The sequence below is a fragment of the Halorubrum tropicale genome (assembly GCF_001280455.1).
Lineage (GTDB): Archaea > Halobacteriota > Halobacteria > Halobacteriales > Haloferacaceae > Halorubrum > Halorubrum tropicale.
Genome location: NZ_LIST01000002.1, coordinates 345,528 through 370,700, shown reverse-complemented (window position 1 = coordinate 370,700; position 25,173 = coordinate 345,528). Strand labels below are relative to the sequence as shown.

Sequence of the window (25,173 nt, the reverse complement as noted above, 5' to 3'; positions counted from 1 at the left end):
TCGCTCGGCCCGTCGCGCCGCGCGAGGCGCCGTGCGGCGACTCGACGAGGCAAAAAGACTATAATCGACACAGGGCTACAGCGAGACAGAGATGACAAGTGCGATTCCACTGATCGGCGGCATTCCGGCGGGGCCGGAACTCCTCATAATCCTGCTCGTGCTGGTCCTGCTGTTCGGGGCGAACAAGATCCCGAAGCTCGCTCGGTCGACCGGCCAGGCGATGGGCGAGTTCAAGAAGGGCCGCGAACAGGTCGAAGAAGAACTGAAAGACATGCAAGACGGCAAGAGCGCGGACTCGACGCTCGACGACGAGGACGACGACCTCGACGAGCTGGAGACCGAGACCGAAAAGGAAACGAGCGCGTAAGCCGGCCCCGACGCCGACCGATCCCCGCCGTACCGTTTTCTCCACCCGTTCTGGGCGCGTGGCCTAGCGGACAGGGCGAGAGGTTCCTAACCTCTCGATCGCGGGTTCGAATCCCGTCGCGCCCGTGACTTCGCTTCGCTCAGTCACGGGCGCGACTGGCTCCACGCTCGCTCACTGCGTTCGCTCGCGTGGATCCCGCCGCGCCTGCTACCCGCGAACGAAGTGAGCAGTAGCGGTCCGGGGACTCGAACCACGCGAGACTCACTTCGTCCGTCTCGTATTGGTCCCGCCGCGCCCGCCGGTAACCCATTGAGTGCGACTACTCCTCGGCCCGTTCGAGGACGATCCGTTCGTCGAACCGCCCCCGTCGCTCGGCCTTCTCGGACCGCATCTCGTCCAGCTCCTCGGCGGTGAGTCCGCTCAGTTCGCGGAGCGCGTGGACAACCTCGAGCACGTCCGCCAGTTCCCGCGGGTCGCGGGTCTCTCGGTACTCCGCGGTCTCCTCGGCCAGCTTCGCGGCGAGCCGGTCCGCGTACTCGTCCTCGCCGGCGACGTGCGTCTGCGCTCGCCCGCCGTCCGCCTCGATGATCTCAGGAATTTCGTCTCGGACCAGTTTGTCGTATTCCTCGGCCATGTCGGCCGATCGGAGCCCGGTTATTTGACGTTCCGGTCAGGCCCGCTTCTCAGCTCGCGTCCTCGTCAAGCCGCGGGAAGGACCGCGCCGCGAGCGCGACCGCTCCGACCGCGATGGCCAGCGTCGCGGCCGCGAGCCCGGCGCCGGGCTCGTACAGCAGCGGCGGGTGGTAGCCGAGCCCGTAATCGAGGCCGACGTTCGCGACGCCGAGCGCCAGCGCCGTCGCGAGCGCGCCGCGCGTCGTGCGGCCGAACGCCGGGAACAGCAGCGCGAGCCCCACGAACAGCAGGTGCGTGCCGATCACGCCCCAGTAGTAGATCCAGGCGTCGGGCGCGGCGACGTACTCGGCGAACGCGAGGTTCAGCGAGACCAGCGGCCAGAGGCCGAATTGGACGAGCCAGACGAAGGCGATCGTCTGGAGGTACGCCAGTCCGCGCGAGGCGGGCGCCTCCGCGAGCGGGTCGCCCCGCCTGACGGTCGGCGCGATCGCGGCGAGGACGCCGCCTCCGAGCGCGACGGCGACCGCTGAGTCGGCGTACAGCGGCCACAGCGCCGGCGGCACGGTCCCCGCGGTCGGCGCGTAGTACGCGACGCCGACGCCGAGCATGAAGAGGGTGAACGCGCAGACGGCGGCGAAGCTCCGCGGCGCGCCCAACAGCTCCTCGGCGAGGGCGGCACGGACCCGCCGCCTGACCCGCGGGCTGCGGAGCCGTCGCAGGCGGCGGACGCCGTCGAAGCGAGACACGCGCACCGGTCGGTGCCCGAGCGACTAAAAAGCGCCCGTCCCCCGTGATTATCAATCGCGGTGTTTAGCGAGACACCTTTTTCAACGGATGAGCAGTTCCCGAGACTATGGACAGCGAGGACGCCGAGCGGTCCGCCCAGCGGTCCGGTCCGGTGGGTGGCACTTCGGCGTCCGGTTCCGACGCGGGCGACGACCCGGGCTGGACCCGCGAGCCGGACGCGGACGGAGAGCGCGGTGCGGACGACGAGCGCGACGAGTCCGAAACCGACGGACAAGCGGCCGCCGAGGGCGACGCGGACCTTGACGGCGACGCCGTAACCGATGAGCGCGGCGACGATTCGGAGGGCGACGACGCCGCGGCGAGCGGTGAGGACGCGGACGGCGACGACGAGCCGCCCGCGGTCACCGTCGAGGACGCGGACGACGAATCGGGCGAATCGGACGGACCCGACGCCGACGCGGACGGCGACGGGACTGGAGGGACCGGCGAGGGCGAGCCGCTCGACGACCCGGACACGGCCGCGGAGACCGTCCCGGCCGTCACCGACAGGTACACCTGGCGGTCGCTGCTCGTCGAGCGCGGCCGCGAGGACGAGGCGGAACGCGTGTACGCGGACGTGCCGAACGAGCCCGCCGTCCCGGCCGACGCCGTCGCGTACCACCGCCCGGACGGGGCCGAAGACGTGCTCCGCGCGCCGGGCGTCGACGAGCCGTTCGAGGCGGACGGGGAAACGGCCGTCCCGGGCCGCGGCACCCCCGACCGCGGCACGCTCGTCGTCGGGACCGACGCGGTCGTCCTCGACGGTGCTACCGTCGTCCCGACGGGCGAGCGGGTCGCCGCGCCGCGGCGTCCGGTTCGGAGCGACGCGGCCGACGGCGATTCGGACACCGCGGACGACGTCGAAGCCGACGGCGACCCCGACGACGGACCGGCGGCGACCGCGGACGCGACGCCGGTGCCCGATGCCGACCCCGGCCCGGCGGCGACCGCGGACGCGACGCCGGTGCCCGACGCCGACCCCGGCCCGGACACGGTGTTCGACGGACCGGTGGGCCGGGGCGGGGTCGCGGGCGTCGTCGTGGCGCGCCCCGACGCGGTGGAGTCTGTGCCCTCTCGCGCGCCGACACCCGACGAGTGGGACCGTGTCGACTTCGACCCGGCGACGCTGCTGGGATTCGACCCGAGCGAGACCGACTACCGGGTCCGCGCGGCCGCCGCGGTCGGCGACGTCCTCTGGGACATGTGCGCGGCCCGCTACGACCCGTACTCGGTCCCGGTGCTGAAGGGGTACTACACGTGGGAGAACTACCGCGAGGAGTTCTTCCTCGACGAGGACGGGAACCCGCCGACCGAGGAGAACGAGGAGGGCGAGCCGATCCCGCTGGAGTTCACCCACGAGGACAAGACGGAGGCGCTCGGGTTCGACCCGGACCGCACCGAGGAACTGCTCGGCGCGGGCGGGAGCGCCGCGGCCGAGCTCGCCGACCTCGTCGACGAGCGGACCGTGGACGTGAACCCCGAAGTCGACGAGGACGCGTTCTTCTCGACCGACGAGGGCCACACCACGCTGACGAACCGGTACGACCTGGAGAAGGCGGTGCCGATGCAGAAGAAGACCCACTTCCGGGAGGAGGAGCGCTACTGGGTGAACAAGCCGTACGCGTTCGTCATCGTCTTCCGGTCGCGGAAGGAGAACGAGGCGAAGTACTACGCCGTCCAGCCGTACCGCACCGAGATCGAGACGGAGCTCACGGAGTTCCTCACCGGGAAGCTCCGGACCTCGATCAAGTACGCCGACGAGTCGATCGCGGGCGGCGACGAGGCGTTCCGCGAGGAGGTGATCGTCGAGGAGGCGCGCACGCTCCTCGACCGCTACGGGCTCTACGAGGACGACGAGGACGAGCGGGGCATCGCCGACACGCTGGTCGACCGCTTCGGCATCGACCCGACGGAGGGGATCGCCGGGCGGATCGCGGAGTCGCTCGGCTACGAGCCGCCGACCGAGGAGCCGGACGACCCGCCGGCGATCAGCGCCCGGCCCGAGCCCGCGGTGCTCGCGGAGGACGCCCGCACGCTGTCCGCCCACCAGGTCGAGAAGCTCCTGTACTACCTGAAGCGCGACTTCGTCGGCTACGAGCGGATCGACCCGATCAAGTACGACATCAACGTCGAGGACATCTCCTGTGACGGGTACAACTCCCCCGTCTTCGTCTACCACTCCGAGTACGAGCAGATCATCACCAACGTCTACCACGGCACCGACGAGCTCGACGACTTCGTCGTGAAGCTCGCGCAGCGCTCCGGGAAGGGGATCTCGAAGCGCCGGCCGCAGGTCGACGCCACGCTCCCGGACGGCTCCCGCGCCCAGCTCACCCTCGGCCGCGAGGTGTCGGACCACGGGACCAACTACACGATCCGGCAGTTCAACGACGTCCCCTTCACGCCGATCGACCTGATCAACTGGAAGACCTTCTCGCTCGACGAGATGGCGTTCCTCTGGCTCTCCATCGAGAACCACAAGAGCCTGATCTTCGCCGGCGGCACCGCCTCCGGGAAGACGACGAGCCTGAACGCGGTCTCCCTGTTCATCCCCTCGAACGCGAAGATCGTCTCCATCGAGGACACCCGCGAGGTCGAACTCCCGCAACGCAACTGGATCGCCTCCGTCACCCGACCCTCCTTCTCGGACGACGACAAGGGCGATATCGACGAGTTCGACCTGCTGGAGGCCGCGCTCCGTCAGCGCCCCGACTACATCGTGATGGGCGAGATCCGCGGCGAGGAGGGGCGGACGGCGTTCCAGGTCATGTCGACCGGTCACACCACCTACACCACGTTCCACGCCGACTCCGTCGGCGAGGTGCTCAAGCGGTTCACCACCGACCCGATCAACGTCTCGAAGACGATGTTCACGGCGCTCGACTTGGTCTCGATCCAGACCTCGACCCGCGTTCAGGGCAAGAAGGTGCGCCGGAACAAGTCGATCACCGAGATCAACCACTACGACGCCGAGAACGACGAGATCAACGTTCAGGACGTGTTCCAGTGGCAGGCGGAGACGGACGAGTTCCTCCAGATGGGCGACTCGAACACGCTCGAAGACATCATGTTCGACCGCGGCTGGAGCCGGGCGACCCTCGACGAGGAGCTGCGGAAGCGCCGGGTCGTCTTGGCCTACCTCATCGACCGCGGACTCAACAGCTACGCGCAGGTGGCGGCGACGTTCCAGGCGTTCATCAACGACCCGGAGACGGTGCTCGCGCTGATGGCCAACGAGGAGCTCGAGCGCTCGCTGGAGGACCTCCGCGAGATGGAGTCGGTCCTCATCAACGTCGACCGCGAGAAGGAGGCGCTCGTCCCCCGCCCGACGCCGGACGCGGACGGCGAGGCGGAGGCCGCCGGGATACTCGACGCCGCCGAGGACCTCTTCGAGACGTACCGCGGGCAGGTCCCCGACTCCGTCGCCGACGCCCTCCTGGAGATGAACCACGCGGGCGACGTGGAGGCCGCCCCGGCGAGCGACCACGAGGCCCTCGCTGAGGCGGCCCGCGAGGCGGACGCGGCGTACGACGAGCCGGCCGGCCCGGAACCGGCGCCCGGTGCGGCCGACGCGGACGGCGTCGACGACGCCGACGAGACGCCCCCCGACCTGGGGGGCGCGGGCCACTCGGGGACGCCCTCGCCGGACCCCGCGCACGGCGACTTCGAGGGGGTCGCCGAGGCGGTGGGCGACGGCTCGGGCGACCTCGACGGCATCGACTTCGGCGAGCCGTTCGACGAGGGCGTCGACGTGCTCTCCTCGCCCGCGGGCCCCTCCGAGCCCGGCGCCCCGCCCGACGCCGGCGCGGGCGGCGGCGCCGACGCGTCCCCCGACGTGAGCGAGGGGTTCAGCGCCGCGGAGCCCGTGGACGGCGAGCCCTCCGCGGAGGTCGGCGACGGCGAGGAGTCCGACACGGACGAGTTGGACGGGGCGGACGAGCCTGACGCGGCGGACGAGCCTGACACGGCAGACACAGCAGATGAAGCGGAGGATGCCGACGAGACCGAGCAGGGGGACGACCCCGACGAGGCTGACGACGGAACGGGCGACGACATCGACGAATGGGGGTTCGACGCCGTCGAGCCCGCGGAGGACGGGTGACGCCGTGTTCCTCGTGAGGGCCGTCCCGTGAGTCTCGACGTGGACGCGGGCGACGGCGGCGTCGACGCGAACGTCCTCGCGGAGCTGTGTTACCCGGTGTTCGAGCTGCTGTTCGACCCCGACGGCGACTTCGTCGCGGACGTGGAGCGCAAGCTCGCGGAGGCGCGGATGCCCGACCAGGTCGAGATGTACGTCTCACTGGCGCTGGCGGTCGGCCTGCTGGTCGGCGGGCTGCTCTGGGCGCTCGGCACGCTGGTCGGCTACGGCGTGTTCTCGCTGGGGCTGGTCGACCCGTCGACGCTCTCGCTCGGCGTGCCGGCGCCGACGACGGCGATCCAGGAGCTGCTCCGCTCGCTCGTCGTGCCGACCGCGGTGCTCCTCAGCGGGCTCGTCTTCGGCTCGATCGGGTTCGCGATCGGGTTCGGCGGCCTCGTCGCGGTCCCGTACTCGCGCGCCTCCTCGCGGAAGCGGGAGATCAACCTCCTGCTCGCGGACTCGGTGTCGTTCATGTACGCGCTCTCCGTCGGCGGGCTGAACCAGCTGGAGATCCTCCGCGCAATGGCGACGGCGGAAGACACCTACGGCGAGGTGTCACGCGAGTTCCAGAGCATCGTCAACGAGACGGAGTACTTCGGCACCGACTACCGGAACGCGATCCGCCAGCAGTCCATGGAGACCCCCTCCGACGAGCTCTCGCAGTTCCTCGCCGACATGCTCTCCATCGTCAACTCCGGCGGCGACATGGAGGGCTTCCTGAAGGACAAAAAGGAGAAGCACCTCCGCACGTCGAAACAGGAGCGCGAGATGACCTTGGAGACCTTGGAGCTGTTCGGCGAGATGTACATGACGCTCTCGTTGTTCCCGCTGCTTCTCATCATCATCCTCGTCATCATGGGGATGATGGGCGAGGCCGACGACCGCCTGCTGTACGTCACGGTGTACCTGCTCATCCCCCTGGTCGGCGTCGGCTTCCTCGTGCTGGTCTCGACGGTGAAACAGGACGACCCCGGCGACGGCTACCTCCAGCCCGACGGTGGCAGCGAGCGCCTCCGACAGACGAGCCGGGAGGGGCTCTTCCACTTCGGGCTCGTGGAGGCGTTCGTCGGGACGTTCGGGGTCTTCGACCGCATCCGCGACCGCGAGGGGACCCACAAGACGATGGAGATCCTCTCGGCGCCGCACCTCTTCCTCCGCGAGAACCCGCCGTACACCCTCGCGTTGACCGTGCCCGCGGCGCTCGCGCTGGTCGTCGTCGCGGCCGCGGCCGGGTCGGCGCCGACGACGGTCGACGGCTGGATCGCCCGCCCGGTGTGGTCGGCGTTCGTCTGGGTCTACGTGCCCCTCTACGTCGTGCTGGTCCCGCTCGGGGTGTTCTACGAGTGGCACCAGCGCTCGCGGCGGGCGGTGACCGGGAAGCTCTCGGAGACGCTCCGGAAGCTCTCCTCGGCGAACGACACCGGCCAGACGCTGCTCGAATCGGTGCGCACGGTCTCGGAGACCTCGACCGGCAAGCTCGCCGAGGAGTTCGAGGTGATCCACGCGAAGGTGAACTACGGGATGAGCCTCCGTGACGCGCTCGTCGAGTTCAACAACGCCTACGCGGTGCCGCGGCTCGCGCGGACGGTGAAGCTGATCGCCGAGGCGCAGGAGGCGTCCTCGCAGATCACGGATGTGCTCACGACGGCCGCGCAGGCCTCGGAGAACCAGGACGACATCGAGCGCGAGCGGAAGTCGCGGACCCGGATGCAGGTGGCGATCATCGTGATGACGTACGTCACGCTGCTCGGCGTGATGGCCATCCTCCAGACGCAGTTCATCGACGTGATGGGCGACTTGGTCGCGCAGAGCGACGGCGCCGGGAGCACCGGCGGGGCCGGGTTCGGCGGCGGCGGCGGCATCGACCCCGACGTGCTCTCGATGCTGTTCTTCCACGCGGTGACGATCCAGGCGGTCCTCTCCGGGTTCATCAGCGGCTACATCCGCGACGCGGAGCTTATCTCCGGCGTCAAGTACGCCGTGGTCCTGATGACGCTGGCGCTGGGGGTGTGGATCTATGTCGGCTGACCGCGCACAGACGGTCCTCGACGGAGTACCGACATTCGCCGATGGGACGGTCACAACGGGAAACGAATCCTCTACCTGGGTCTCAACGAGCTTCTCGCAGATGCGAGGTCGGTCCGAGAGTGCTGCCTGTGATTTATTAGAATTAATAATCCAACCGCGTTTTTTATATATCGACTCTGTCCGAATATCAGTTACTCTCCCATCTCGTACGGAGCTACTCTCCGAAGTCGGTCCTCTGTCCGACGGAGATCGGACGCATAACAACAGCGAGTATCCCGCGCAACGCAAACACTGCGTAACGATCGCAAGGTAACTCGAAGTGACACCACCTCGTAAACCGAAGCGACTCGCCTCGGATCGTCGCGGCCAGACGCTCCAAGACTACGTCATCGGGGTGTCGATATTTCTCCTCACGACTGCGTTCGTCGTGGGATTCATTCCGACTCTCTTCACACCGTTTACGGCGCCTGTTGACGCTTCACAGACCACCCAGGCCGACAGGTACGCCGCCGAAGTCCTCGCGGAGATCACTCAACCAGACTCGAAGAACGTGCTCGACGGCGCTGGAGCTGACTCGTTTTTCGCGAACGAGTCTAACTTGGACGGAATACCGACGGCAGAAGGGAGCGAAGTGAACGTGACGCTCGTCGACGGAAACGGGACGGTCCAACACACAGTCGGCCCACCGTATCAGGGCGAGTCTACGGCGGCTGCGACACGCGTCGTCGTCCCGGAGTCGGGCTACGTAGGGAACCACACTTGTACGGCCACCTGTCGTATCGAGGTGCGACTATGGTAGCCGGTCCGCCGAAACGGCGACCGCCGTCCGACGCGGACCGCGGACAAGCGTACACTCTCGAAGGCGTTATTTCCGCAATCGTGGTCCTCACGGCGCTGCTATTAGCGACGACTGCGGTGGTAATTACGCCCACCACGGCCGGAACGATCGATCGGGACACGATGGCACAGTTGGGGACGCAGACGGACGACGTTCTCGCGACCGCTCACGAGCGGAACGCCCTTATTGAAGCCGCACTGTACTGGGACTCCCAGGACGGACAGTCGGGGTGGCCGACCGCGTACCAGCCCGGCGATGCCTGCCCCGAAACGATAGCGGACGAGCCGCTCACGCTGTGCCTTCTCCTCGAAGAGACGTTCACTTCCCGGTTCTATCGGTACAACGTCTATCTGGATTATCAGACGCAGGGGAAGACGACGGAGACGGAGCCGCTGTTCGTCCAAGGAACTCCCGGTCGAAACGCGGTCACCGCGACCCGTTCGATAGCGCTTCACGACGGGATGGAGTTGACACACAGTCCCGGCGGTACCCTCGGAGGGAACGTCTCGAAGTTCTACGCCGAGGACCTCGACGACCCGACCCTGGTAAACGTGGTCGAAGTGCGGGTGGTCGTCTGGTGATCACGAAGCTCGACGACCGCGGTCAACTGATGCTCGTGGGGGCGATCGTGATGGCAGCGAGCCTACTAGCACTCGTCGTCGTGCTGAACTCTACGATCTACACCCAAAACACCAACCCCGGAAATTCTCTCGGAGAGATGAACGAGGTAGAGCGACAGTTGGAAGCCGTTCGAACGGACGTCGACCGCCTCACCGACCGGATTGGACAACGAGACGGCTACGTCGACGTCCACGAGCTGAACGCGACGTTGACCGTTTACAGCGAACGGAAGGCGGAGCAGATCGTCGACCGGCGGCCCGCGTATCTTCGTGTGACGCTGAACGAGAGCGCGTCCGAGCTCGAAAGGGTGGCCCTTCGGCAGCGCAACCGCTCGCGAGCCGTCCGCTCGCGGGCGAACCGAAGCGACTGGACCCTCGTGGATAACGCGACGTTCAACGAATCCACTCCGTTCGAGCTCGTCATCGAACCGCGGAGCCTGACGCCGACGACGTTCATCGCCCGGGGCGAGGACGGCGGCGATTGGCGCCTCAACGTTAGCCAAGCCCCCTCGAATGCCGTCAGCGTCGAGGTCACGTACGACAACGGAACCACGGTCAGTGAGTCGGTCTCGGGGAATGCGGCTCGGGTGAACGTCACTGGTGGAGCGATCAACGGGACCCAGCGCTTCGCGTTCGCTCCGGGACTGAACGCCCCGTACGACCTTCGCGTGGAAAACGGTCACCGGTCCGACGGCGCGTATCATATCCTCGTCAACGAGGCCAGCGACGTCGATACCGGGAACTTCCACACCGACCCGGGTAACGGCCAGCCGTACGTGAGCCGCGAACTGTCGACCGCCGTCGTCGACGTCGAATACGTGAGCGACAAACTGTCCGCGGAGTCGCAGATCACGGTTCGGATCGGGGGAGATTCGGAATGAGAGGTCCCGGCGTAACAGACCGGCTTCGGGGCGACCGGCGGGGGGTTTCGGTCGCGTTGACACACGTTCTCACGATGGGGATTACCTCCGTGCTGATCGCCGGGCTCATAATCACTGCGGGCGGCGCGGTCGAGACGCAACGCGAGCGGGCGGTAGAGGGCGAGCTCACGACGATCGGAGAACGGATCGCGACCGAACTCACGGCACTGGACCGCGTCGCCGACCCGACGAACTCGACGATGACCGTCGAGACCTCACATCCCGAGCGGGTCGTGAACTCGCGCTACCGAGTGCGGCTGACATCGGATTCCGGAGACTGTCGGACCGACACCTGCCTCGTGCTCGAATCGCGGGCGATCGGAGCGCCGGTCGTGGTCCCCGTCCGAGACGACATCGACACCGTCGAGTCGACCGCCTTCGGGGGGGAGATCAGACTCGTTCACAACGGGACCGCGGTCCGCATGGAGCGTTCGCAGCCATGACTGCGAACGGGCGCGCCGTGAGCGATATGGTCGGATTCGTCCTCTCGTTTTCACTCATCCTGCTCGCTGTCAGCGCCGTGCACACCGGCGGATTCGCCGCTATCGCCGAGGAGCAACAGGAGGAACAGATACACAACACAGAGCGCGCGATGTCGGTGCTCGCGGAGAACTTTCACGACATCGAGCGAGGAAATGCCCCGACACGGGCGGGCGAGTTCCGACTCTCTGGAGGCGCGCTATCGCTGGACCGTACCGCGAGGTTCACCGTGTCTGTTGGACTCGATAACGGGACCTTCGCGGAGACCGTCCGAACCGGTTCACTCTCGTACACGAAAGACGAGACCGAGATAAGCTACGAGAATGGAGCGGTCCTACGGACGAACGACGACTACGGATTCGTGTCACGCCCACCGAGCGTGACGTGTCGAGACGGGAAGTCGATCATCTCGTTGGTCGAGATCGATCCGCGCGGTAACGTCACATCGACGAGTGTGGACGGATCGGTACTGGTCACGGTCGCGAAGCAGGACTCCGATATATACTATCCGAGGCGGGAAAACGGGACCGTCGTCAACGAGGCCGACATGGCTCAAAACGTGACGATCCGAGTCGAGGAGTCACGTCACGAGAAGGCCTGGGAAAGGTGGTTCGCCGAACGCGATGGATGGAAGCAGACGGCAGCAGGCTACAGGTGCGAGGCCGATACCGTATTCGTTCGGACGACCAAGGTGACGGTGAGGATCCTGCCGTGACAGGTCCGTGACGGTACGGTTCGGTCGAGTCCGAGACGAGCGGTTCGATTTCGATAGGCTGAGCGATTCACTCACTCGTTGGTGGTCTCGATGATGACCTCGTTCGTCGTCAGTCTGATCTCGAACCCGCCGGCGACCTCCTTGCCCTCTTGATCCTCTATCTCCAACAGTACGATCGCGTCGTTGTAGTTGGGGTCGCCGATGTCGTCTTTCGCGCTCTCCCACGTAGCGTCCGGGTCGGTGATCTCGAAGAGGAACACCGCTTGGTTGTCCTCAAGCTGTAGGTGCCCCGTCTCGTTGAGTAGTGGACCGAGAACTTCTTCGGCGTTGCGTTGCCGGTACCTCGTCTCTATCACCGGCATCTCGTCGCCGTTCTTGAGCACTCTGACGTTCTCCGGGTTCTCACCCGCCGACGCGTCCGTGCGGAGGTTCACCGAGCCGAGGTCGTCGCAGTTGTAGTGGTACCACGTCGTTCCGTCGTACTCGTCCGCCCCGGCGTAGTCGTAGTCGGCACACGACCACTGCGTCGCTCGGAGCGAAACCGTCGCTCCCGCCTCGACTTCGAACTCGTGAGTCCACTCGGAGAGCTGGGTCTCTCGGTCGTTGAGGTTCTGCTCGGCGGTGACGGGATCACCGGGATCGTACGGTCCGTCGGGCCACGGCCGCATCTGTCCGTCGTCGGTTACGACTCCCATCGTAACCGGGGCCCAGTGTTTTCGCATACCGCCCCACCAGGTGGGTGTCTGACTGGACACTTCCGTTCCCAGGACCGTCGTCGAGACAGTCGCGTTCTCCGAGACGCTGATCTCGCTTTCATTCCCCCCGACGCCGAAGTCCACGCCTTCCGAGATCGTTACCGTCACCGAGTCGTCGTCGGGATCGGCGTTGTCGAGGTCGTACGTCGAGTTCGTCGAGACTTCGCTTTCGAGGTATTCGCCCCAAACGTCGGCGTAGCGGCTCTCGACGGTAACGGTCATCTGCGACGCGTTCGAGCAGTTCGCCATCAGTTGGGAGTACTCGCGAGACCGTTCACGAGAGTATTCGAGGTTCTTCGTTGCCCGGAGCGTCTCCACCTGTCCGCCGGCGCTGCCGTTGACATTCACGGACGGAAACGTCAGCGTTCCGTCCTTGTACTCCATATCGGGGGGTGAGATCATCTCGTTGCCGCTCGGCGTCCCTCTCCAGATCCCACCGCCCTGATAGGTGACGGTCGAGTGGCCGTCGCTCTCGTAGTGAAGCGATCCCATCGGAATCACGAACGGGGTACAACCCGGGCCGCCGTCGAGTTTGATCACCATCTCCGCGTTGTTGGCGATGCGTACTGACTGCCCCTCGTCGGGATCGAAAGCGAGCGTGTGTTCGAGGTTGTCGCTGAACGCGACCTCGTTCAGCCGCGAATCAATCTCCCGCATCGTCTGTTCCGCGTCTTGCCCCTGAATCTCGCCCCTGAGGTCGCTCATCATGGCCGTTCCGAAGTAGAGTGTCGCCGACGCTGCCACGACGATCATCCCGATCAACAGGACGAATCCGACGAGGGTCGACTGCCCTCGTTCCCGTCTTCGAAGTGTGGTGGGCGGTGTCATGAGTACTCTCGACGAAGCGGCATCAAGTGCCCCGGCAGGATGTTGTGAACACGTCGTCAATTTGAATGTGATAACCTTTCGGTCAAAGTATTGGGTCTGATAACCACCGGTGTCGATCAGGCCCCAGTACCCCGTGAAGATCGAACTGAACTCTCCCATTTCAACCCTCTTTATCCAGCGGCTCACCTCGCTGCTGTCTGGCGATTCAACGCGACCGTTCAGAGACATGAGGGTGCCCAACTCTGCCGCCGCGGAACGGCTTTCCGGCCGATGCGTTCCGACGCGGCCGCGTCGGACCGGGGATATATTTCGCCGGGGCCCCTTCCCGGACCCGTGACCGAGCGACTCTACCTCGCGGACGACGCGGTGACGACGTTCGAGGCGACCGTCGAGCGCGTCCTCTCCGACCCGCACCGGATCGTCCTCGACCGGACGCACTTCTACCCGACCGGGGGCGGCCAGCCGCACGATACCGGGACGATCCGCGCGGTCGACGGCGATCAGGGCACTCGCTGGCGCATCGTGGACGTCGAGATGCGAGACACGGTGTACCACGAGGTCGAACCGGTCGACGGCACGGCGGGCGCGGACGACGACGCGAGCGACGCGACCGCGCAAGTCTCGCTCCCGGAACCGGGGTCGGAGGTCGCCTGCGAGGTCGACGCCGACCGGCGCGCCGCGCACTCGCGGTACCACACCGCACAGCACCTGCTGTCGGCGCTGCTGCTCGACGAGTTCGACGCGCCGACGACCGGCAATCAGCTGTACCGCGACCGGGCGCGCCTCGACGCCGAGTACGACCGGTTCACCGACGGCGACCTCGGCCGGATCGAGGCTCGGCTCAACGAGCTCGTCGCCGACGGGCGGGCGGTGTCGAGCTACACGATGGACCGCGAGACCGCGGAGGCGACGCTGGACACCGACCGGACGCGGATCGACCTCCTCCCCGACTCGATCGAGGAGCTGCGGATCGTCGAGATAGCGGGCGCGGACGCCGACGACGAGCCGTACGACCGCACCGCCTGCGCGGGGACCCACGTCGCGAACACCGCGGACATCGGGGAGGTCGTCGTCACCGGCCGGGAGACGAAGGGGCCCGAGGAGGAGCGCGTCCGCTTCGCGCTCGCCGACCACGTCGACGCGGACTGACGGCGGCGTGGGCGCCCCGCGGGCGCGTCCGCCGCTCGCCCGCGATCCCGCCGTTTAAATACGATCCGCGGTAGGTTCGGGCATGAAGTTCTGCGACGAGTGCGGATCCATGATGAAGTCCGGCGAGGGCGAGGACCACTGGGTGTGCGACTCCTGCGGCCACGAGATCGGGCGCGACGAGGGCGACGACGAGTGGACGACCGAGTCGCAGGTCGAGTCGGAGATCGTCGACGTGAGCGACGCCGAGGACAAGGGGCTCCCGACGACGACGGCCCAGTGTCCCGAGTGCGACAACGACCAGGCGTACTGGTACATGCAGCAGATCCGCGCGGCCGACGAGTCCGAGACCCGCTTTTTCGTCTGTACCGAGTGCGAGCACAAGTGGCGCGAAGACGACCACTGAGCACCGACGCGCCCGCCCGACCGTTCCTTCCCCGCCCGTCCGTTTTATTCCCGTCCGGAGAGAGGCGGGACCATGGAGCCGCCTGTCGTCCCCCGCGACCGCCTTGAGGGCTGGACGCTCGTCGCGGAGGCGACGGAACGCCCGTTCGAGGCCGGTCCCGTCTCGGTCACGGCGGGGACGGCGCGGTACGAGCGCGAGACCCCGCCCCCGCGGCCGTTCTTCTTCGCGAGCCGGCTCCGCATCTCGCCCGACACCGGACCGAACCCCGCCCTGACCCGGCTCGTCGAGTCCCGGGCCCGCGAGGGGTTCCGCGACCGCCTCGCCGACCGGCGCATCGGCGACCTCGCGCGCCGCGACGAGCGGCGCCTCGACGTCGACGACCCCGCGGCGTCGCCCGCAACGCTCACCGTGTTCCACGGGCGCTGCGCGGTCGACGGCGAGCGGGTCCCTGTGGAGGCGCTGCTCGCGGTGTGGGAGGCCGGCGAGTACCTGCTCGCCGGCGGCGCCTACCCGACCGGCGACGGGTTCGAAGCGACCCGTCAGGGCGTGTTGCGACTGGTCCGCGGCGTTCGGCTTCCGGCGTCGTCGGACGCGGTAGACAGCTCGTGAGGACCGGTCAGCAGGCGACAGCGCCGGCGCTCGACTCGATCGGCGACCCGTCGTCCTCGTAGTCCGCGTCGCCGACCGCGCCGGCGAACATCGGGAGCCGCATCTCGTAGGTGTACAGCACGTCGAACGCCGCGAGCGGGTCGAAGCCGTTCGCGATCGCCTCCCGCCCGGTCAGCCTGACCCCCGCCGCGAGCGTCACGATCGGCTCGCCGTCGAGGCGCCCGGCGGTCTCGACGCCGAACTCGTTGCCCGCGGCGGGGTCGGTCAGCACGGAGAGGTGGACCACCGTCTCCATCGTCGTCCCGCCCTCGCCGTCGCCGATCGTGATGGGGTATCCCCGCCCGGTGAAACAGCGCGTGAGCGGCGGCGCCGCGCTCCGGTTCGCGTCGGCGCTGGTGCCGACGGTCGCCGGACCGTCCGCGGGCGCGCCGCCGACCGACTGGACGGTCGCTCCCTGGACGCGGGCGTCCGCTCCGGACGCCGCCGGTTGGCCCGCGACCGCGCCGGCGCCGACGCTCGCGGCGAGCAGCAGCAGCGAGAGGGCGAGGGCGCGGGTCCGTCGCGGGCGCGTCATCGGCCGCCCTTTCGGCCGCCCGGGTTAAAGCACCGTGGTCTGCGGTATCAGTCGAGAGAATCGCCGTCCAGGAGTCCCTCGACGAGCAGCTCCGCGGACGCCACGTTCGTCGCCAGCGGCACGTCCTTCACGTCGCAGACCCGCAGCAGCGCCGAGATGTCGGGCTCGTGCGCCTGCGCGGTCAGGGGATCGCGGAGGAACACGACCCCGTCGATCCTATCGTCCGCGATCATCCCCCCGATCTGGAGGTCGCCGCCGTACGGCCCCGAGGCCTGTCGGTTCACGGCGAGCCCGGTCGCGTCCGCGATGCGCTTGCCCGTCGTCCCGGTGGTGACCAGTTCGCACTCGTCGAGGACGCCGGTGTGTCGCTCGACGAACGCGACCATCTCGTCTTTCAGCTCGTCGTGTGCGATGAGCGCGATGCGCATACGTGGCGCTCGCTCCGGCGTCGCTTAAGCGCTCGCCTCGCCGCGGCGTTCACTCCACCGCCGCGGGGCCGTCGCCCGGACCGTCGCCGTCGTTCGGGCCCTCCCCGGTGCCGTGGCCGTCACCGTCGCTGCCGTCTGTTCCCCCGGACGCCAAGGACGCCCCGAACGGGCCGAGCGCGACGCGGGCCAGCGTCCCGGGACTGTGTCGGCGGATCACCAGCAGGGCGTTGGCCGCGAACACCGCGACGCCGAGCGTCGCGAGCGACAGCCCGACGAGCGCAGGGCGCGTGGCCGCGCTGGCGAGCGTCGTCCCCGAGGCGCCGGCGGCGACGTCGGCGCCGACGACGAGCGCGGTACCGAGGAACAGGAGCGCGCCGTCGGCGGCCGCGAGCCGGTCGTCGTAGAGGTCGTCGACCATCGGCACCGCCTCGAGGCCGAGCCGGTCGCTGTACCGCTCGACCCACACGACGAACGGAACGACGTGGTACAACGTGCCGAGGACGACGAACGCGACCGCGCCGAGGAGCAGCAGCGGCGCGCTGCCCGGTCCGCCGAGGACGGTCTCGGCGGCGAGCGGCGACCGGAGCCATGCCGTCACGGCCGTCGCGGCCCACCCGACGAGCGCGAGCGCGACGACGGCGTACCGCGTGTGCATCGGGGTGCGCTCGACGCGCATCTCGAGGAGCCGACGGGCGAGGACGGCGGCGAACGCCAGCGCGGCGAGCAGCACGAGGACCGCGCCGACGCGGGCGAGGGCGGCCGCGCCGAGCAGTCGCCCGCCCGCGAGCGCGGCGACGCCGACCGGATGACCGACCTCCTCGACCGCGCGGAGCCGGTGGTCGACCCCGCGGAGCTCCGTCTGCGTGAACATCGTGGCGAGCTGGTACGAGGCGCCGTAGACGGTGGTGAGCACCGCGCCGAAGACGGCGAGGGTGACGTGCGCGCCGCGGACCCCGGCGTGCGAGACCCCGAACCCGGCGAGGAAGCCGGAGCCGAGGTCGGCCGCCAGCAGGACGCCGAGGCCGGTCAGGGCGACGAAACAGGCGAGCGCGACGGCGAAGTGACGTTCGGTCACATCGAGGTCCTCGACGGTCGCGAGCGTCCGCCCGACGTTGTAGACGAACGCCCAGAAGCCGGCGAGCATGACGGCCCCGAACCCCGCCAGCCACGGGAGTCGTCCCAGCGCGAGCGCGGTCGCGAAGCCGACAAGCCCGACGACGACCAAGGCGAGCTGGGCGCTCGCCAGCCGCCGCGAGTGGAGCGTCGTCCCCGACCACACCGGCACGAACTGCGTCATCGCGCCCATGATCGTCACGCACACCCACCCGACCAGCAGCAGGTGGACGTGGACGAGGCCGCCGAGCCCCGGGACCGCGTCGACGAGCAGACCGATCCCGACGAGCAGGGCGGCGCCGAGGAAGGCTAGCCCGACCAGGAAGTGCCGAAGCGGCACCGTCGTCGGCGGGCCGTGCTCCGCGTCGATACCGCCCGGAACTGCTCCCATACGCGGATCATGGACTCCAGGCACCCTCGGCTTGGTCCCGAAGATGTTCGCGCGCTCGTCGCCTCGCGGGAACCCGATTTCCGAGCGGCGTGCGGCGAACGGACCGAGAGCGTCGGGCCGCCGAACGGGGCGGTCTTAAGTCCGTCCGGTGACGAGGGCGGGCCATGCCACGCGACCGAGCCACGTCGCCGCTCGGCGTCCGGACGCTCCGCGACGCCGCGGGGGTGTCGTAGATGGGCGGCGGAACGACCGACGGCCGGGCGACGGACGCGCGAGCCGTCGGCGTCGACGTCGGCGGGACGTTCACCGACGTCGCGCTCGCGCTCGACGACCGCCTCGTCACCGCGAAGGTGCCGAGCACCGACGATCAGAGCGAGGGCGTCGCGGCCGGCGTCGAGAAGGCCTGCGAGGCGGCCGGGATCGCCCCCGAGAGCGTGACCGAGTTCTCCCACGCGATGACCGTCTCCGTCAACGCGCTCCTGGAGGGCGACGGCGCGCGGACCGCGCTCGTGACGACCGAGGGCTTCCGCGACGTGCTGGAGATCGGCCGGCAGACCCGGCCGTCGCTGTACGACCTCGACGCCGAGAAGCCGGCCCCCCTCGTTCCCCGGCGCCGGCGGTTCGAGGTCCCCGAGCGCGCGACCGTCGACGGGATCGATCGACCGGTCGACGACGCGGCGATCGAGTCGCTCGTCGCCGACCTCCGTGACGCCGACGTCGAGTCCGTCGCCGTGTGCCTGCTCCACGCCTACGCCCACCCTGAGAACGAGGACCGCCTCGCGGACGCGCTCCGCGACGCGCTCGACGCGCCCGTCTCGACCTCCAACGAGGTGCTGCCGGAGTTCCGCGAGTACGAGCGCACCTCCACCACGGTGGTCGACGCCTACGTCCGCCCGGCGATCGACGGCTACGTCGGCCGCCTCACCGAGCGGGCGCGGGACCTCGGGCTGCCCCAGCCGCGGATCATGCAGGCCAACGGCGGCGTCACCGACGCCGAGACGGTCAGGCGGAACGCCGTGACGACCGTCCTCTCCGGGCCCGCCGCCGGGGTCGTGGGCGCGAGCGCCACGGCCGCGACCGACGCCGAGCGCGACGGCCTGATCACCTTCGACATGGGCGGCACTTCCAGCGACGTGAGCCTCGTCCGGGACGGCGAGGTCGAGCGGACGACGGAGTCGGCGATCGCCGACCGGCCGATCGGCACCCCGATGGTCGACGTCGAGACCGTGGGCGCCGGCGGCGGGTCGATCGCGCGGGTCGACGCCGGCGGCGCGCTCCGGATCGGCCCGCGCTCCGCGGGCGCCGACCCCGGCCCGGCCTGCTACGGGAATGGGGGAACGGAGCCGACCGTCACCGACGCGGACCTCGTCTTGGGGTACGTCGGCGCGGACACCGACCTGGGCGGCGACCTCTCGCTCGACGCCGCGGCCGCCCGCGACGCCCTCGCCGACCTCGCCGACGAGGCGGGAATGGAGGGGCCGGTCGCGGCCGCGCTCGGCGTCCACCGCGTCGCGAACGCCGACATGACCCGCGCGATCCGATCCGTCACGGTCGAGCGCGGCCACGACCCGCGCGGGTTCGGCCTCGTCGCGTTCGGCGGCGCCGGCCCGATGCACGCGGTCGCGATCGCCGACGGCCTCGACGTCGAGCGCGTCGTCGTGCCGCGCGCCTCCGGCGTCCTGTCGGCGTACGGCCTGCTCGCGGCCGACGAGACGCGCGACGCGGTGCGGACCCGGCAGGCCCCCCTCGCCGAGGTCGACCCCGACGCGGTCGAGGCCGTCTACGCGGAGCTGACCGAGGGGCTGTCGGACGAGGTCAGCGACCCGGCGGCCGCGGGGATGGAGTACGCGGCGGACTGCCGCTACGCCGGACAGAGCTTCGAACTGACCGTCGACGTCGACCGACCGTTCGACCCCGCGGCGGTCGGCGAGCGGTTCGCGGCGGCCCACGAGTCGGCGTACGGCTACCGCGCCGGCGAGCCGGTCGAACTGGTGAACTGCCGCGCGACGGCGACGGTCCCGCGGACGGCCCCGGCGGTCGGCGTCGACGCCCCCGAGGACCCCGGTCCGCGGACGACGCGCGAGGCGGTGTTCCCCGACGGCGCCCGGGAGACGCCGGTCTACGACCGCGATCGGTTCCCGCTCGGCGAGGCCGTCGAAGGACCGGTCGTCGTCGAGGGGCCGGAGAGCACGGTCGTCGTCCCGCCGGGGTGGGGCGTGCGGCTCCGCGGCGACGGCGCGCTGCTCGCGGAGGTGAGCGAGGCGTGACGGGCGCCGACCTCGACCCGGTCACGTTGGAGATCCTCCGGAACCAACTGGAGAGCGTCGCGGCCGAGATGGGCCACGTGCTGATCCGCGGGGCGTACTCGCCGAACATCAAGGAGCGCCAGGACTGCTCGACGGCGCTTTTCGACGCCGACGGGCGGATGGTCGCGCAGGCCGAGCACATCCCGGTCCACCTCGGGGCGATGCCGGACGCCGTCGACGCGGTCCTCGGGAAGGACCCGAAGCCGGGCGACGTGTTCGTCGTCAACGACCCGTTCGCGGGCGGGACCCACCTCCCGGACGTGACGCTCGTCTCGACGGTCGCGCCCCGCGGCGAGGTCGTCGGCTACGCGGTGTCGCGCGCGCACCACGCCGACGTGGGCGGGAGCGCGCCGGGGAGCATGCCGCCCGGCGCGCGGGAGATCTACGAGGAGGGGCTCAGGCTCCCGGCAGTCCGGCTCGTCGACGGCGGCCAGCCGAACGAGGCCGTCCGCGACCTGATCCTCGCCAACGTCCGCACGCCGGACGAGCGGGCGGCGGACCTCCGGGCGCAGCGCGCCGCGAACGCGCGCGCCGAGGAGCGGGTCGGCGAGCTGCTCGACGAGCACGGCGACGCGCTCCTCGACGCCTTCGACGCCGTCATCGACTACTCGCGCGACCGGATCGAGGCCGAGATCCGGGAGCTCCCGGACGGGACCTACCGCGCGCGAGACGTGCTCGAAGGCGACGGCGTGAGCGACGGGGACATCCCGGTCGAAGCCGCGGTCACCGTCGACGGCGCGTCCCTCGACGTCGACTTCGCCGGCACCGCCGACCAGGTGCCTGGAAACCTGAACGCCCCGTTCTCGGTCGCGAAGAGCGCGGTCTACTTCGTGGTCCGCGCGATCACCGACCCGGAGATCCCACCGAATCACGGCTGTTACGAGCCGGTGTCGATATCGGCGCCCGAGGGGTCGCTGCTCGCCCCGCGCCCGCCGGCCGCGGTCGTCGGCGGCAACGTCGAGACGAGCCAGCGCGTCACCGACGTGACGCTGGCGGCGCTCGCCGAGGCGGTCCCGGCGGTCGTCCCGGCCGGCGGCCAGGGGACGATGAACAACCTGATAATCGGCGACCGCGCCGGCGAGTTCACCTACTACGAGACCATCGCCGGCGGCTTCGGCGCCCGGCCGGGCAAGGACGGGATGGACGGCGTCCAGGTCGGGATGACGAACACGCTCAACACCCCCGTCGAGGCGCTGGAGGCGGCGTACCCGCTCCGGATCGAGCGCTACGCCCTCCGCCCGTCGAGCGGCGGCGACGGCCGGCACCGGGGCGGCCTCGGCGTCGAGCGGCGCCTCACCGTCGAGGCGGACGCGACCGTCTCGCTGCTGACGGAGCGGCGCCGGACCGCCCCGCGCGGGCTCGACGGCGGCGGCGACGGCGCGCTCGGCGAGAACCTGATCGACGGGGAGCCGGTCCCGGCGAAGGCGTCCGTCGACGTCCCGGCCGGCACGGCGGTCTCGGTCCGCACGCCGGGCGGCGGCGGGCACGGCGACCCCGCCGAGCGCGACCCCGAGGCGCGGGAGCGAGACCGGCGCGACGGGAAGGTCGACGCGAGCGGCGACGGACCCGACGACGACCGGCGGAAGTGAGCGGCGGCCGTCCGCCGCGTTATCGGACCCGAAATACGCGAGTCCTCTATTACTGATCGCGAAGGATTAACTGTGGGTATTCCAAGCGATAGGTAATGAGTGAAGGGGACCTGAGCCGGGACCTCGGGCTCTATTCGGCGGTGACGCTGAGCATGGGCGCCATGATCGGCGGCGGCATTTTCGTCCTCCCGGCGGTCGGCTACGAGAAGGCCGGCCCGGCGGTCATCTTCGCGTACCTGATCGCCGGCCTGATCGTCCTCCCGAACGCGCTCTCGAAGGCCGAGATGGCGACGGCGATGCCCGAGGACGGCGGGACCTACATCTACATCGACCGCGCGATGGGCCCGCTGTTCGGAACGATCGCGGGCGTCGGCGTCTGGTTCTCGCTCGTGTTCAAGAGCGCGTTCGCGCTCGTCGGCCTCGGCGCCTACCTGCTGTTGCTCGTGAACATCCCATTCGGCCTCGTCAAGACGGTCGCGCTCGTCCTCGGGGTCGTCGTCATCCTGCTCAACGTCGTCGGCACGGAGAAGAGCGGGCAGGTACAGAGCGTCCTCGTCACCTTCGTCGTGCTCGTGCTCGGCGCCTACGTCGTCGGCGGGATCCGGCCGGCGGAGTCGGCGCAGTACGTCCCGTTCACGACCCACGGCGTCGGCGGGATCGCGACCGCCGCCGCCTTCGTGTTCGTCTCGTACGCGGGGATCGGCGAGGTCGCGTCCGTCGCCGAGGAGATCGCCGACCCGGACCGGAACATCCCGCTCGCGATGCTCGTCTCCATCGGCGTGATGATGGCAATATACACGGCGGTCGTGGCCGTCGTCGTCGGCGTCGTGCCGGGCGAGACCCTCGTCACCGGCGGTCCGGGCGGCGGGACTTCCCTCACGCCGATGGCCGACAGCGCGGCGCGGGTGTTCGGCGGCGCCGGCGTCACCGTCGTCGCGGTCACCGCCGTCCTCGCGCTCACCAGCATGGCGAACGCGGGCGTCTTGGGGACCTCTCGGTTCCTGCTCGCGATGAGCCGCGACTCGCTCATCCCCGCGCGCGTCGGGCGGATCAACCCCCGGTTCCTCACGCCGGTGAACGCCGTCCTCGTCACCGGCGCGCTGCTGCTCGCGCTCATCGCGTTCGTCCCGGTGGTCGACCTGGCGAAGCTGGCGAGCGCCTTCCTCATCCTCGTCTTCTCGCTGGAGAACCTCTCCGTGATCGTCTTCCGGGAGGCCGACGTGGACTTCTACGACCCGGACTTCCGGTCTCCGGGGTACCCGGTGTTACAGATACTCGGCGTGATCGGCGGCGCCGTGCTGATCGTTCAGATGGGGCGCCTCTCGATCCTCGGCGCGGTCGGCATCACCCTCGGAAGCCTCGCGTGGTACCTCGCGTACGCGCGCTCGCGGACCGCTCGCACCGGCGCGCTGGCGACGTTCCTCGACCGTGACGACGACGCCACGGACCCGCCGGACGAGGCCGCCGCCGCGGAACAGCGAGACGACTGACGGCGCGGCGCTCTCGCCAGCACGCCAGTTCTCTACCGCCTACTTGAACCGGAACGTCTCCAAGTTCTTCGGCGCGAACGTCCGCATGTTGTAGTCGTGGTACAGCGACGACGAGAGGTCCTGGACCGAGCTCTCGTCGCCGTGGACGCACAGCACCTTCTCCGGGCGCGGGTTCATCGTCTTCACGAAGTTCTCTAAGCCCTGCCGGTCGGCGTGACCGGAGAAGCCGTCGACGACCTCGGTGTCCATCTCCAGGGTGAGCGTGTCGCCGCGGCTCCCGCCGCCCCAGCCGTCGACCGGGATCTCGTCCCAGCCGTTCTGGATCCGGCGGCCGAGCGTCCCCTGCGCCTGGTAGCCGACGAAGACGAGGTTCGAGTCCGGGTCGGGGCCGATGTGGCGGAGCCACGACATTATCGGCCCGCCCTCGATCATCCCCGACGTGGAGATGATGATACACTCGTCGCCGTCGGCGACGTCCTGTCGCTCCTCTTCGCCGCCGTCGATGTGGTTGAACTGGTCGGCCAGGAACGGGTTCTCGTCCTCGTGGAAGATGCGGTCGCGGAGGTCGTCGCGGAGGTACTCGGGGTAGGTGGTGTGGATCGCCGTCGCCTCCCAGATCATCCCGTCGAGGTGGACGGGCATCTCCGGGATCTCGCCCTCGCGCATCGCCTCCTCCAAGACGAGCATGATCTCCTGAGAGCGTCCGACCGCGAAGGCGGGGATGACGACCTTCCCGCCCTGCTCGTACGTCTCGTTGATAACGCGTTTGAGCGCCTCCTCGGAGTCCTCCTGATCGGTCTGGTAGTCGTTGCGGCCGCCGTAGGTGGACTCCAGGACGAGCGTCTCGACGCGCGGGAAGTCGTTGACCGCGCCGTTGAACAGCCGCGTGTCCTCGTAGTGGATGTCGCCGGAGAAGGCGACGTTGTAGAGGCCGTCGCCGATGTGGAAGTGGGTGACGGCGCTGCCGAGGATGTGGCCCGCGTTGTGGAACGTGAGCTTCACGTCAGGCGCCACGTCGGTCACGTCGCCGTACTCCAGCGGGATGGTGTGTTTGATCGCGTCGCGGACCTGCGCGGACTCGTACGGCGGCGTCCGACCGTCCTTCGCCGCCACGTCGAGGTAGTCGAGCGTGAGCAGGCCCATCAGGTCGCGGGTCGGCTCCGTCGTGTAGATGGGGCCGTCGTAGCCGTACTTGAACAGGAGCGGGACCAGCGCCGAGTGGTCGAGGTGGGCGTGGGTCAACACGACCGCGTCGAGGGTCGCCGCGCCCGCGCCGAGCGCCTCGGGTACCTGGAGGTACGGCACCTCGCCCTCAGCGCCGGGCTTGTCGCCGCAGTCGATGAGGATCCGGGTCTCGGGCGTCGAGAGGATGAAGGCGGCGCGGCCGACCTCGCGGCAGCAGCCGAGCGTCGTGATCCGCACCCACTCGTCGTCGGACATCTCCTCGCGGTGGATCTGCCGGCCGACGCGTTCGAGGATGTCGCGGCGCTCCTCGCGCTCGTTCTTCAGGAAGCCGCGGACGTTCGAGACGGTGGAGGACTCGATCGGCGGCGTCCGAACGACCTCGGGGGTCCAGCCGACCTCCTGGGTGATCTCGCGGAGGGTCGAGCCGCGGCGGCCGATCACCATGCCGGGCTTCTCGGCCTCGATGACGACCTCGCCGGTGTCCTCGTGGAAGTCGAGGTCCGTGACGCCGGCCTCCTCGGGGATCACCTCGCGGACCTGGTCCTCGGCCCGCGCCGGCGGCGAGAGGGCGCTCGGGTCCGGTCGGACCGTGATCCGCTTGCGGAGCTTCGAGGCGAGCCGCCGGATCAGGTCGCCGTCGCCGGCGAACCGCTTCGGGTCGCGCGTGTACACGACCAGCTCCGGCCCCTCGTATTTCACGTCGGTGACCGTGATGTCGTTCGGAATCTCCTGTTCGATCTCTGATTTCAACGTATCGAGCTGCTTGTCGACTTGACTCATATCTCACTGCGGGTCGTCGGGGCCGCCGTCGTCGTCGAATCGCGTCGC

The 25,173-nt window shown here is 69.3% G+C and carries 21 protein-coding genes and 1 tRNA gene; 15 read left to right on the top strand and 7 right to left on the bottom strand.

The genetic code is table 11. From position 1 onward, the window contains the following. The first annotated feature begins 91 nt into the window (after window positions 1–91). Together AMR74_RS06960 and AMR74_RS06955 are read left to right on the top strand one after the other, a co-directional pair. Window positions 92–367, top strand: a complete 276-nt coding sequence (locus tag AMR74_RS06960; RefSeq protein ID WP_053771333.1) for a Sec-independent protein translocase subunit TatA/TatB — start codon at window positions 92–94, stop codon at window positions 365–367. A gap of 52 nt (window positions 368–419) precedes the next feature. Beyond that, a tRNA-Arg gene (locus AMR74_RS06955) sits at window positions 420–492 on the top strand. A gap of 194 nt (window positions 493–686) precedes the next feature. Here AMR74_RS06955 and AMR74_RS06950 read toward each other — a convergent pair. Both AMR74_RS06950 and AMR74_RS06945 read right to left on the bottom strand, forming a co-directional pair. Then, a complete protein-coding gene (locus AMR74_RS06950; RefSeq protein WP_053771332.1) occupies window positions 687–1,001 on the bottom strand; it encodes a nucleoside triphosphate pyrophosphohydrolase in 315 nt (104 codons plus the stop codon). A gap of 49 nt (window positions 1,002–1,050) precedes the next feature. Continuing rightward, window positions 1,051–1,752 carry a DUF1405 domain-containing protein gene (locus AMR74_RS06945; protein WP_394324734.1) on the bottom strand — a complete coding sequence of 234 codons (702 nt, stop codon included), beginning with the start codon at window positions 1,750–1,752 and terminating at the stop codon, window positions 1,051–1,053. A 101-nt stretch (window positions 1,753–1,853) separates the two neighbouring features. Here AMR74_RS06945 and AMR74_RS06940 point away from each other — a divergent pair, with 101 nt between their 5' ends. The 7 genes from AMR74_RS06940 to AMR74_RS06910 all read left to right on the top strand — a co-directional run bounded on the left by AMR74_RS06940 (window position 1,854) and on the right by AMR74_RS06910 (window position 11,525). Beyond that, window positions 1,854–5,888, top strand: a complete 4,035-nt coding sequence (locus AMR74_RS06940; protein WP_053771330.1) for an ATPase, T2SS/T4P/T4SS family — start codon at window positions 1,854–1,856, stop codon at window positions 5,886–5,888. Window positions 5,889–5,915: 27 nt separating this feature from the next. Continuing rightward, window positions 5,916–7,952 carry a type II secretion system F family protein gene (locus AMR74_RS06935; RefSeq protein WP_053771329.1) on the top strand — a complete coding sequence of 679 codons (2,037 nt, stop codon included), beginning with the start codon at window positions 5,916–5,918 and terminating at the stop codon, window positions 7,950–7,952. Between the two features lie 319 nt (window positions 7,953–8,271). After that, window positions 8,272–8,751, top strand: a complete 480-nt coding sequence (locus AMR74_RS06930) for a DUF7287 family protein (RefSeq protein ID WP_139042975.1) — start codon at window positions 8,272–8,274, stop codon at window positions 8,749–8,751. Further along, window positions 8,745–9,371 (top strand): DUF7288 family protein, encoded by a 627-nt coding sequence (locus tag AMR74_RS06925; protein WP_077152268.1) that lies wholly within the window; start codon window positions 8,745–8,747, stop codon window positions 9,369–9,371. The genes AMR74_RS06930 and AMR74_RS06925 overlap by 7 nt, the downstream gene beginning before the upstream one ends. Beyond that, window positions 9,368–10,291: a DUF7261 family protein gene (locus AMR74_RS06920; protein ID WP_053771326.1), complete on the top strand. Its 924-nt coding sequence runs from the start codon at window positions 9,368–9,370 to the stop codon at window positions 10,289–10,291. The genes AMR74_RS06925 and AMR74_RS06920 overlap by 4 nt, the downstream gene beginning before the upstream one ends. After that, window positions 10,288–10,773: a DUF7266 family protein gene (locus AMR74_RS06915; RefSeq protein WP_077152267.1), complete on the top strand. Its 486-nt coding sequence runs from the start codon at window positions 10,288–10,290 to the stop codon at window positions 10,771–10,773. Before AMR74_RS06920 ends, AMR74_RS06915 begins: the two co-directional genes overlap by 4 nt. Beyond that, window positions 10,770–11,525: a DUF7289 family protein gene (locus tag AMR74_RS06910; protein ID WP_139042974.1), complete on the top strand. Its 756-nt coding sequence runs from the start codon at window positions 10,770–10,772 to the stop codon at window positions 11,523–11,525. The genes AMR74_RS06915 and AMR74_RS06910 overlap by 4 nt, the downstream gene beginning before the upstream one ends. 71 nt (window positions 11,526–11,596) lie before the next feature. Here the strand turns inward: AMR74_RS06910 and AMR74_RS06905 are convergent, their stop codons facing one another. Further along, entirely contained in the window at window positions 11,597–13,336 is a 1,740-nt protein-coding gene (locus tag AMR74_RS06905) for a DUF7289 family protein (protein ID WP_137711378.1), read from the bottom strand. A gap of 105 nt (window positions 13,337–13,441) precedes the next feature. Here AMR74_RS06905 and AMR74_RS06900 point away from each other — a divergent pair, with 105 nt between their 5' ends. The 3 genes from AMR74_RS06900 (at window position 13,442) to AMR74_RS06890 (ending at window position 15,269) form a co-directional block, all read left to right on the top strand. Next, the gene (locus AMR74_RS06900) at window positions 13,442–14,257 is read left to right on the top strand and encodes an alanyl-tRNA editing protein (protein ID WP_053771322.1); all 816 of its coding nucleotides are present in this window, start codon (window positions 13,442–13,444) and stop codon (window positions 14,255–14,257) included. Between the two features lie 82 nt (window positions 14,258–14,339). Further along, window positions 14,340–14,660, top strand: a complete 321-nt coding sequence (locus tag AMR74_RS06895) for a transcription factor S (protein WP_053771321.1) — start codon at window positions 14,340–14,342, stop codon at window positions 14,658–14,660. A 72-nt stretch (window positions 14,661–14,732) separates the two neighbouring features. Next, window positions 14,733–15,269 carry a hypothetical protein gene (locus AMR74_RS06890; protein ID WP_053771320.1) on the top strand — a complete coding sequence of 179 codons (537 nt, stop codon included), beginning with the start codon at window positions 14,733–14,735 and terminating at the stop codon, window positions 15,267–15,269. 7 nt (window positions 15,270–15,276) lie between these two features. Here the strand turns inward: AMR74_RS06890 and AMR74_RS06885 are convergent, their stop codons facing one another. From AMR74_RS06885 to AMR74_RS06875, 3 genes are read right to left on the bottom strand one after another with little or no spacing between them, the layout of a single operon-like run. Continuing rightward, a complete protein-coding gene (locus AMR74_RS06885; protein WP_053771319.1) occupies window positions 15,277–15,843 on the bottom strand; it encodes a DUF7332 family protein in 567 nt (188 codons plus the stop codon). A gap of 47 nt (window positions 15,844–15,890) precedes the next feature. After that, on the bottom strand, window positions 15,891–16,271 hold the full coding sequence (locus tag AMR74_RS06880) for a methylglyoxal synthase (RefSeq protein WP_053771318.1): 381 nt from the start codon (window positions 16,269–16,271) through the stop codon (window positions 15,891–15,893). A gap of 49 nt (window positions 16,272–16,320) precedes the next feature. Beyond that, the gene (locus AMR74_RS06875) at window positions 16,321–17,775 is read right to left on the bottom strand and encodes a hypothetical protein (RefSeq protein ID WP_053771317.1); all 1,455 of its coding nucleotides are present in this window, start codon (window positions 17,773–17,775) and stop codon (window positions 16,321–16,323) included. Between the two features lie 233 nt (window positions 17,776–18,008). Between AMR74_RS06875 and AMR74_RS06870 the strand changes: the two genes are divergently transcribed. The 3 genes from AMR74_RS06870 (at window position 18,009) to AMR74_RS06860 (ending at window position 23,160) form a co-directional block, all read left to right on the top strand. Further along, on the top strand, window positions 18,009–20,042 hold the full coding sequence (locus AMR74_RS06870; protein ID WP_053771316.1) for a hydantoinase/oxoprolinase family protein: 2,034 nt from the start codon (window positions 18,009–18,011) through the stop codon (window positions 20,040–20,042). After that, window positions 20,039–21,670: a hydantoinase B/oxoprolinase family protein gene (locus AMR74_RS06865; RefSeq protein WP_053771315.1), complete on the top strand. Its 1,632-nt coding sequence runs from the start codon at window positions 20,039–20,041 to the stop codon at window positions 21,668–21,670. Before AMR74_RS06870 ends, AMR74_RS06865 begins: the two co-directional genes overlap by 4 nt. Before the next feature lie 95 nt (window positions 21,671–21,765). Further along, window positions 21,766–23,160 carry an APC family permease gene (locus tag AMR74_RS06860; RefSeq protein ID WP_053771314.1) on the top strand — a complete coding sequence of 465 codons (1,395 nt, stop codon included), beginning with the start codon at window positions 21,766–21,768 and terminating at the stop codon, window positions 23,158–23,160. Window positions 23,161–23,199: 39 nt separating this feature from the next. Here the strand turns inward: AMR74_RS06860 and AMR74_RS06855 are convergent, their stop codons facing one another. Continuing rightward, entirely contained in the window at window positions 23,200–25,125 is a 1,926-nt protein-coding gene (locus tag AMR74_RS06855) for a beta-CASP ribonuclease aCPSF1 (protein ID WP_053771313.1), read from the bottom strand. Window positions 25,126–25,173: the final 48 nt, after the last annotated feature.

Bases quoted from the DNA above. Each gene is read 5' to 3' on its own strand.
- AMR74_RS06960 (WP_053771333.1), top strand. From the start codon at position 92: ATGACAAGTGCGATTCCACTGATCGGCGGCATTCCGGCGGGGCCGGAA.
- AMR74_RS06950 (WP_053771332.1), bottom strand. From the start codon at position 1,001: ATGGCCGAGGAATACGACAAACTGGTCCGAGACGAAATTCCTGAGATC.
- AMR74_RS06940 (WP_053771330.1), top strand. From the start codon at position 1,854: ATGGACAGCGAGGACGCCGAGCGGTCCGCCCAGCGGTCCGGTCCGGTG.
- AMR74_RS06925 (WP_077152268.1), top strand. From the start codon at position 8,745: ATGGTAGCCGGTCCGCCGAAACGGCGACCGCCGTCCGACGCGGACCGC.
- AMR74_RS06915 (WP_077152267.1), top strand. From the start codon at position 10,288: ATGAGAGGTCCCGGCGTAACAGACCGGCTTCGGGGCGACCGGCGGGGG.
- AMR74_RS06910 (WP_139042974.1), top strand. From the start codon at position 10,770: ATGACTGCGAACGGGCGCGCCGTGAGCGATATGGTCGGATTCGTCCTC.
- AMR74_RS06905 (WP_137711378.1), bottom strand. From the start codon at position 13,336: ATGTCTCTGAACGGTCGCGTTGAATCGCCAGACAGCAGCGAGGTGAGC.
- AMR74_RS06895 (WP_053771321.1), top strand. From the start codon at position 14,340: ATGAAGTTCTGCGACGAGTGCGGATCCATGATGAAGTCCGGCGAGGGC.
- AMR74_RS06890 (WP_053771320.1), top strand. From the start codon at position 14,733: ATGGAGCCGCCTGTCGTCCCCCGCGACCGCCTTGAGGGCTGGACGCTC.
- AMR74_RS06885 (WP_053771319.1), bottom strand. From the start codon at position 15,843: ATGACGCGCCCGCGACGGACCCGCGCCCTCGCCCTCTCGCTGCTGCTG.
- AMR74_RS06880 (WP_053771318.1), bottom strand. From the start codon at position 16,271: ATGCGCATCGCGCTCATCGCACACGACGAGCTGAAAGACGAGATGGTC.
- AMR74_RS06875 (WP_053771317.1), bottom strand. From the start codon at position 17,775: ATGGGAGCAGTTCCGGGCGGTATCGACGCGGAGCACGGCCCGCCGACG.
- AMR74_RS06870 (WP_053771316.1), top strand. From the start codon at position 18,009: ATGGGCGGCGGAACGACCGACGGCCGGGCGACGGACGCGCGAGCCGTC.
- AMR74_RS06860 (WP_053771314.1), top strand. From the start codon at position 21,766: ATGAGTGAAGGGGACCTGAGCCGGGACCTCGGGCTCTATTCGGCGGTG.
- AMR74_RS06855 (WP_053771313.1), bottom strand. From the start codon at position 25,125: ATGAGTCAAGTCGACAAGCAGCTCGATACGTTGAAATCAGAGATCGAA.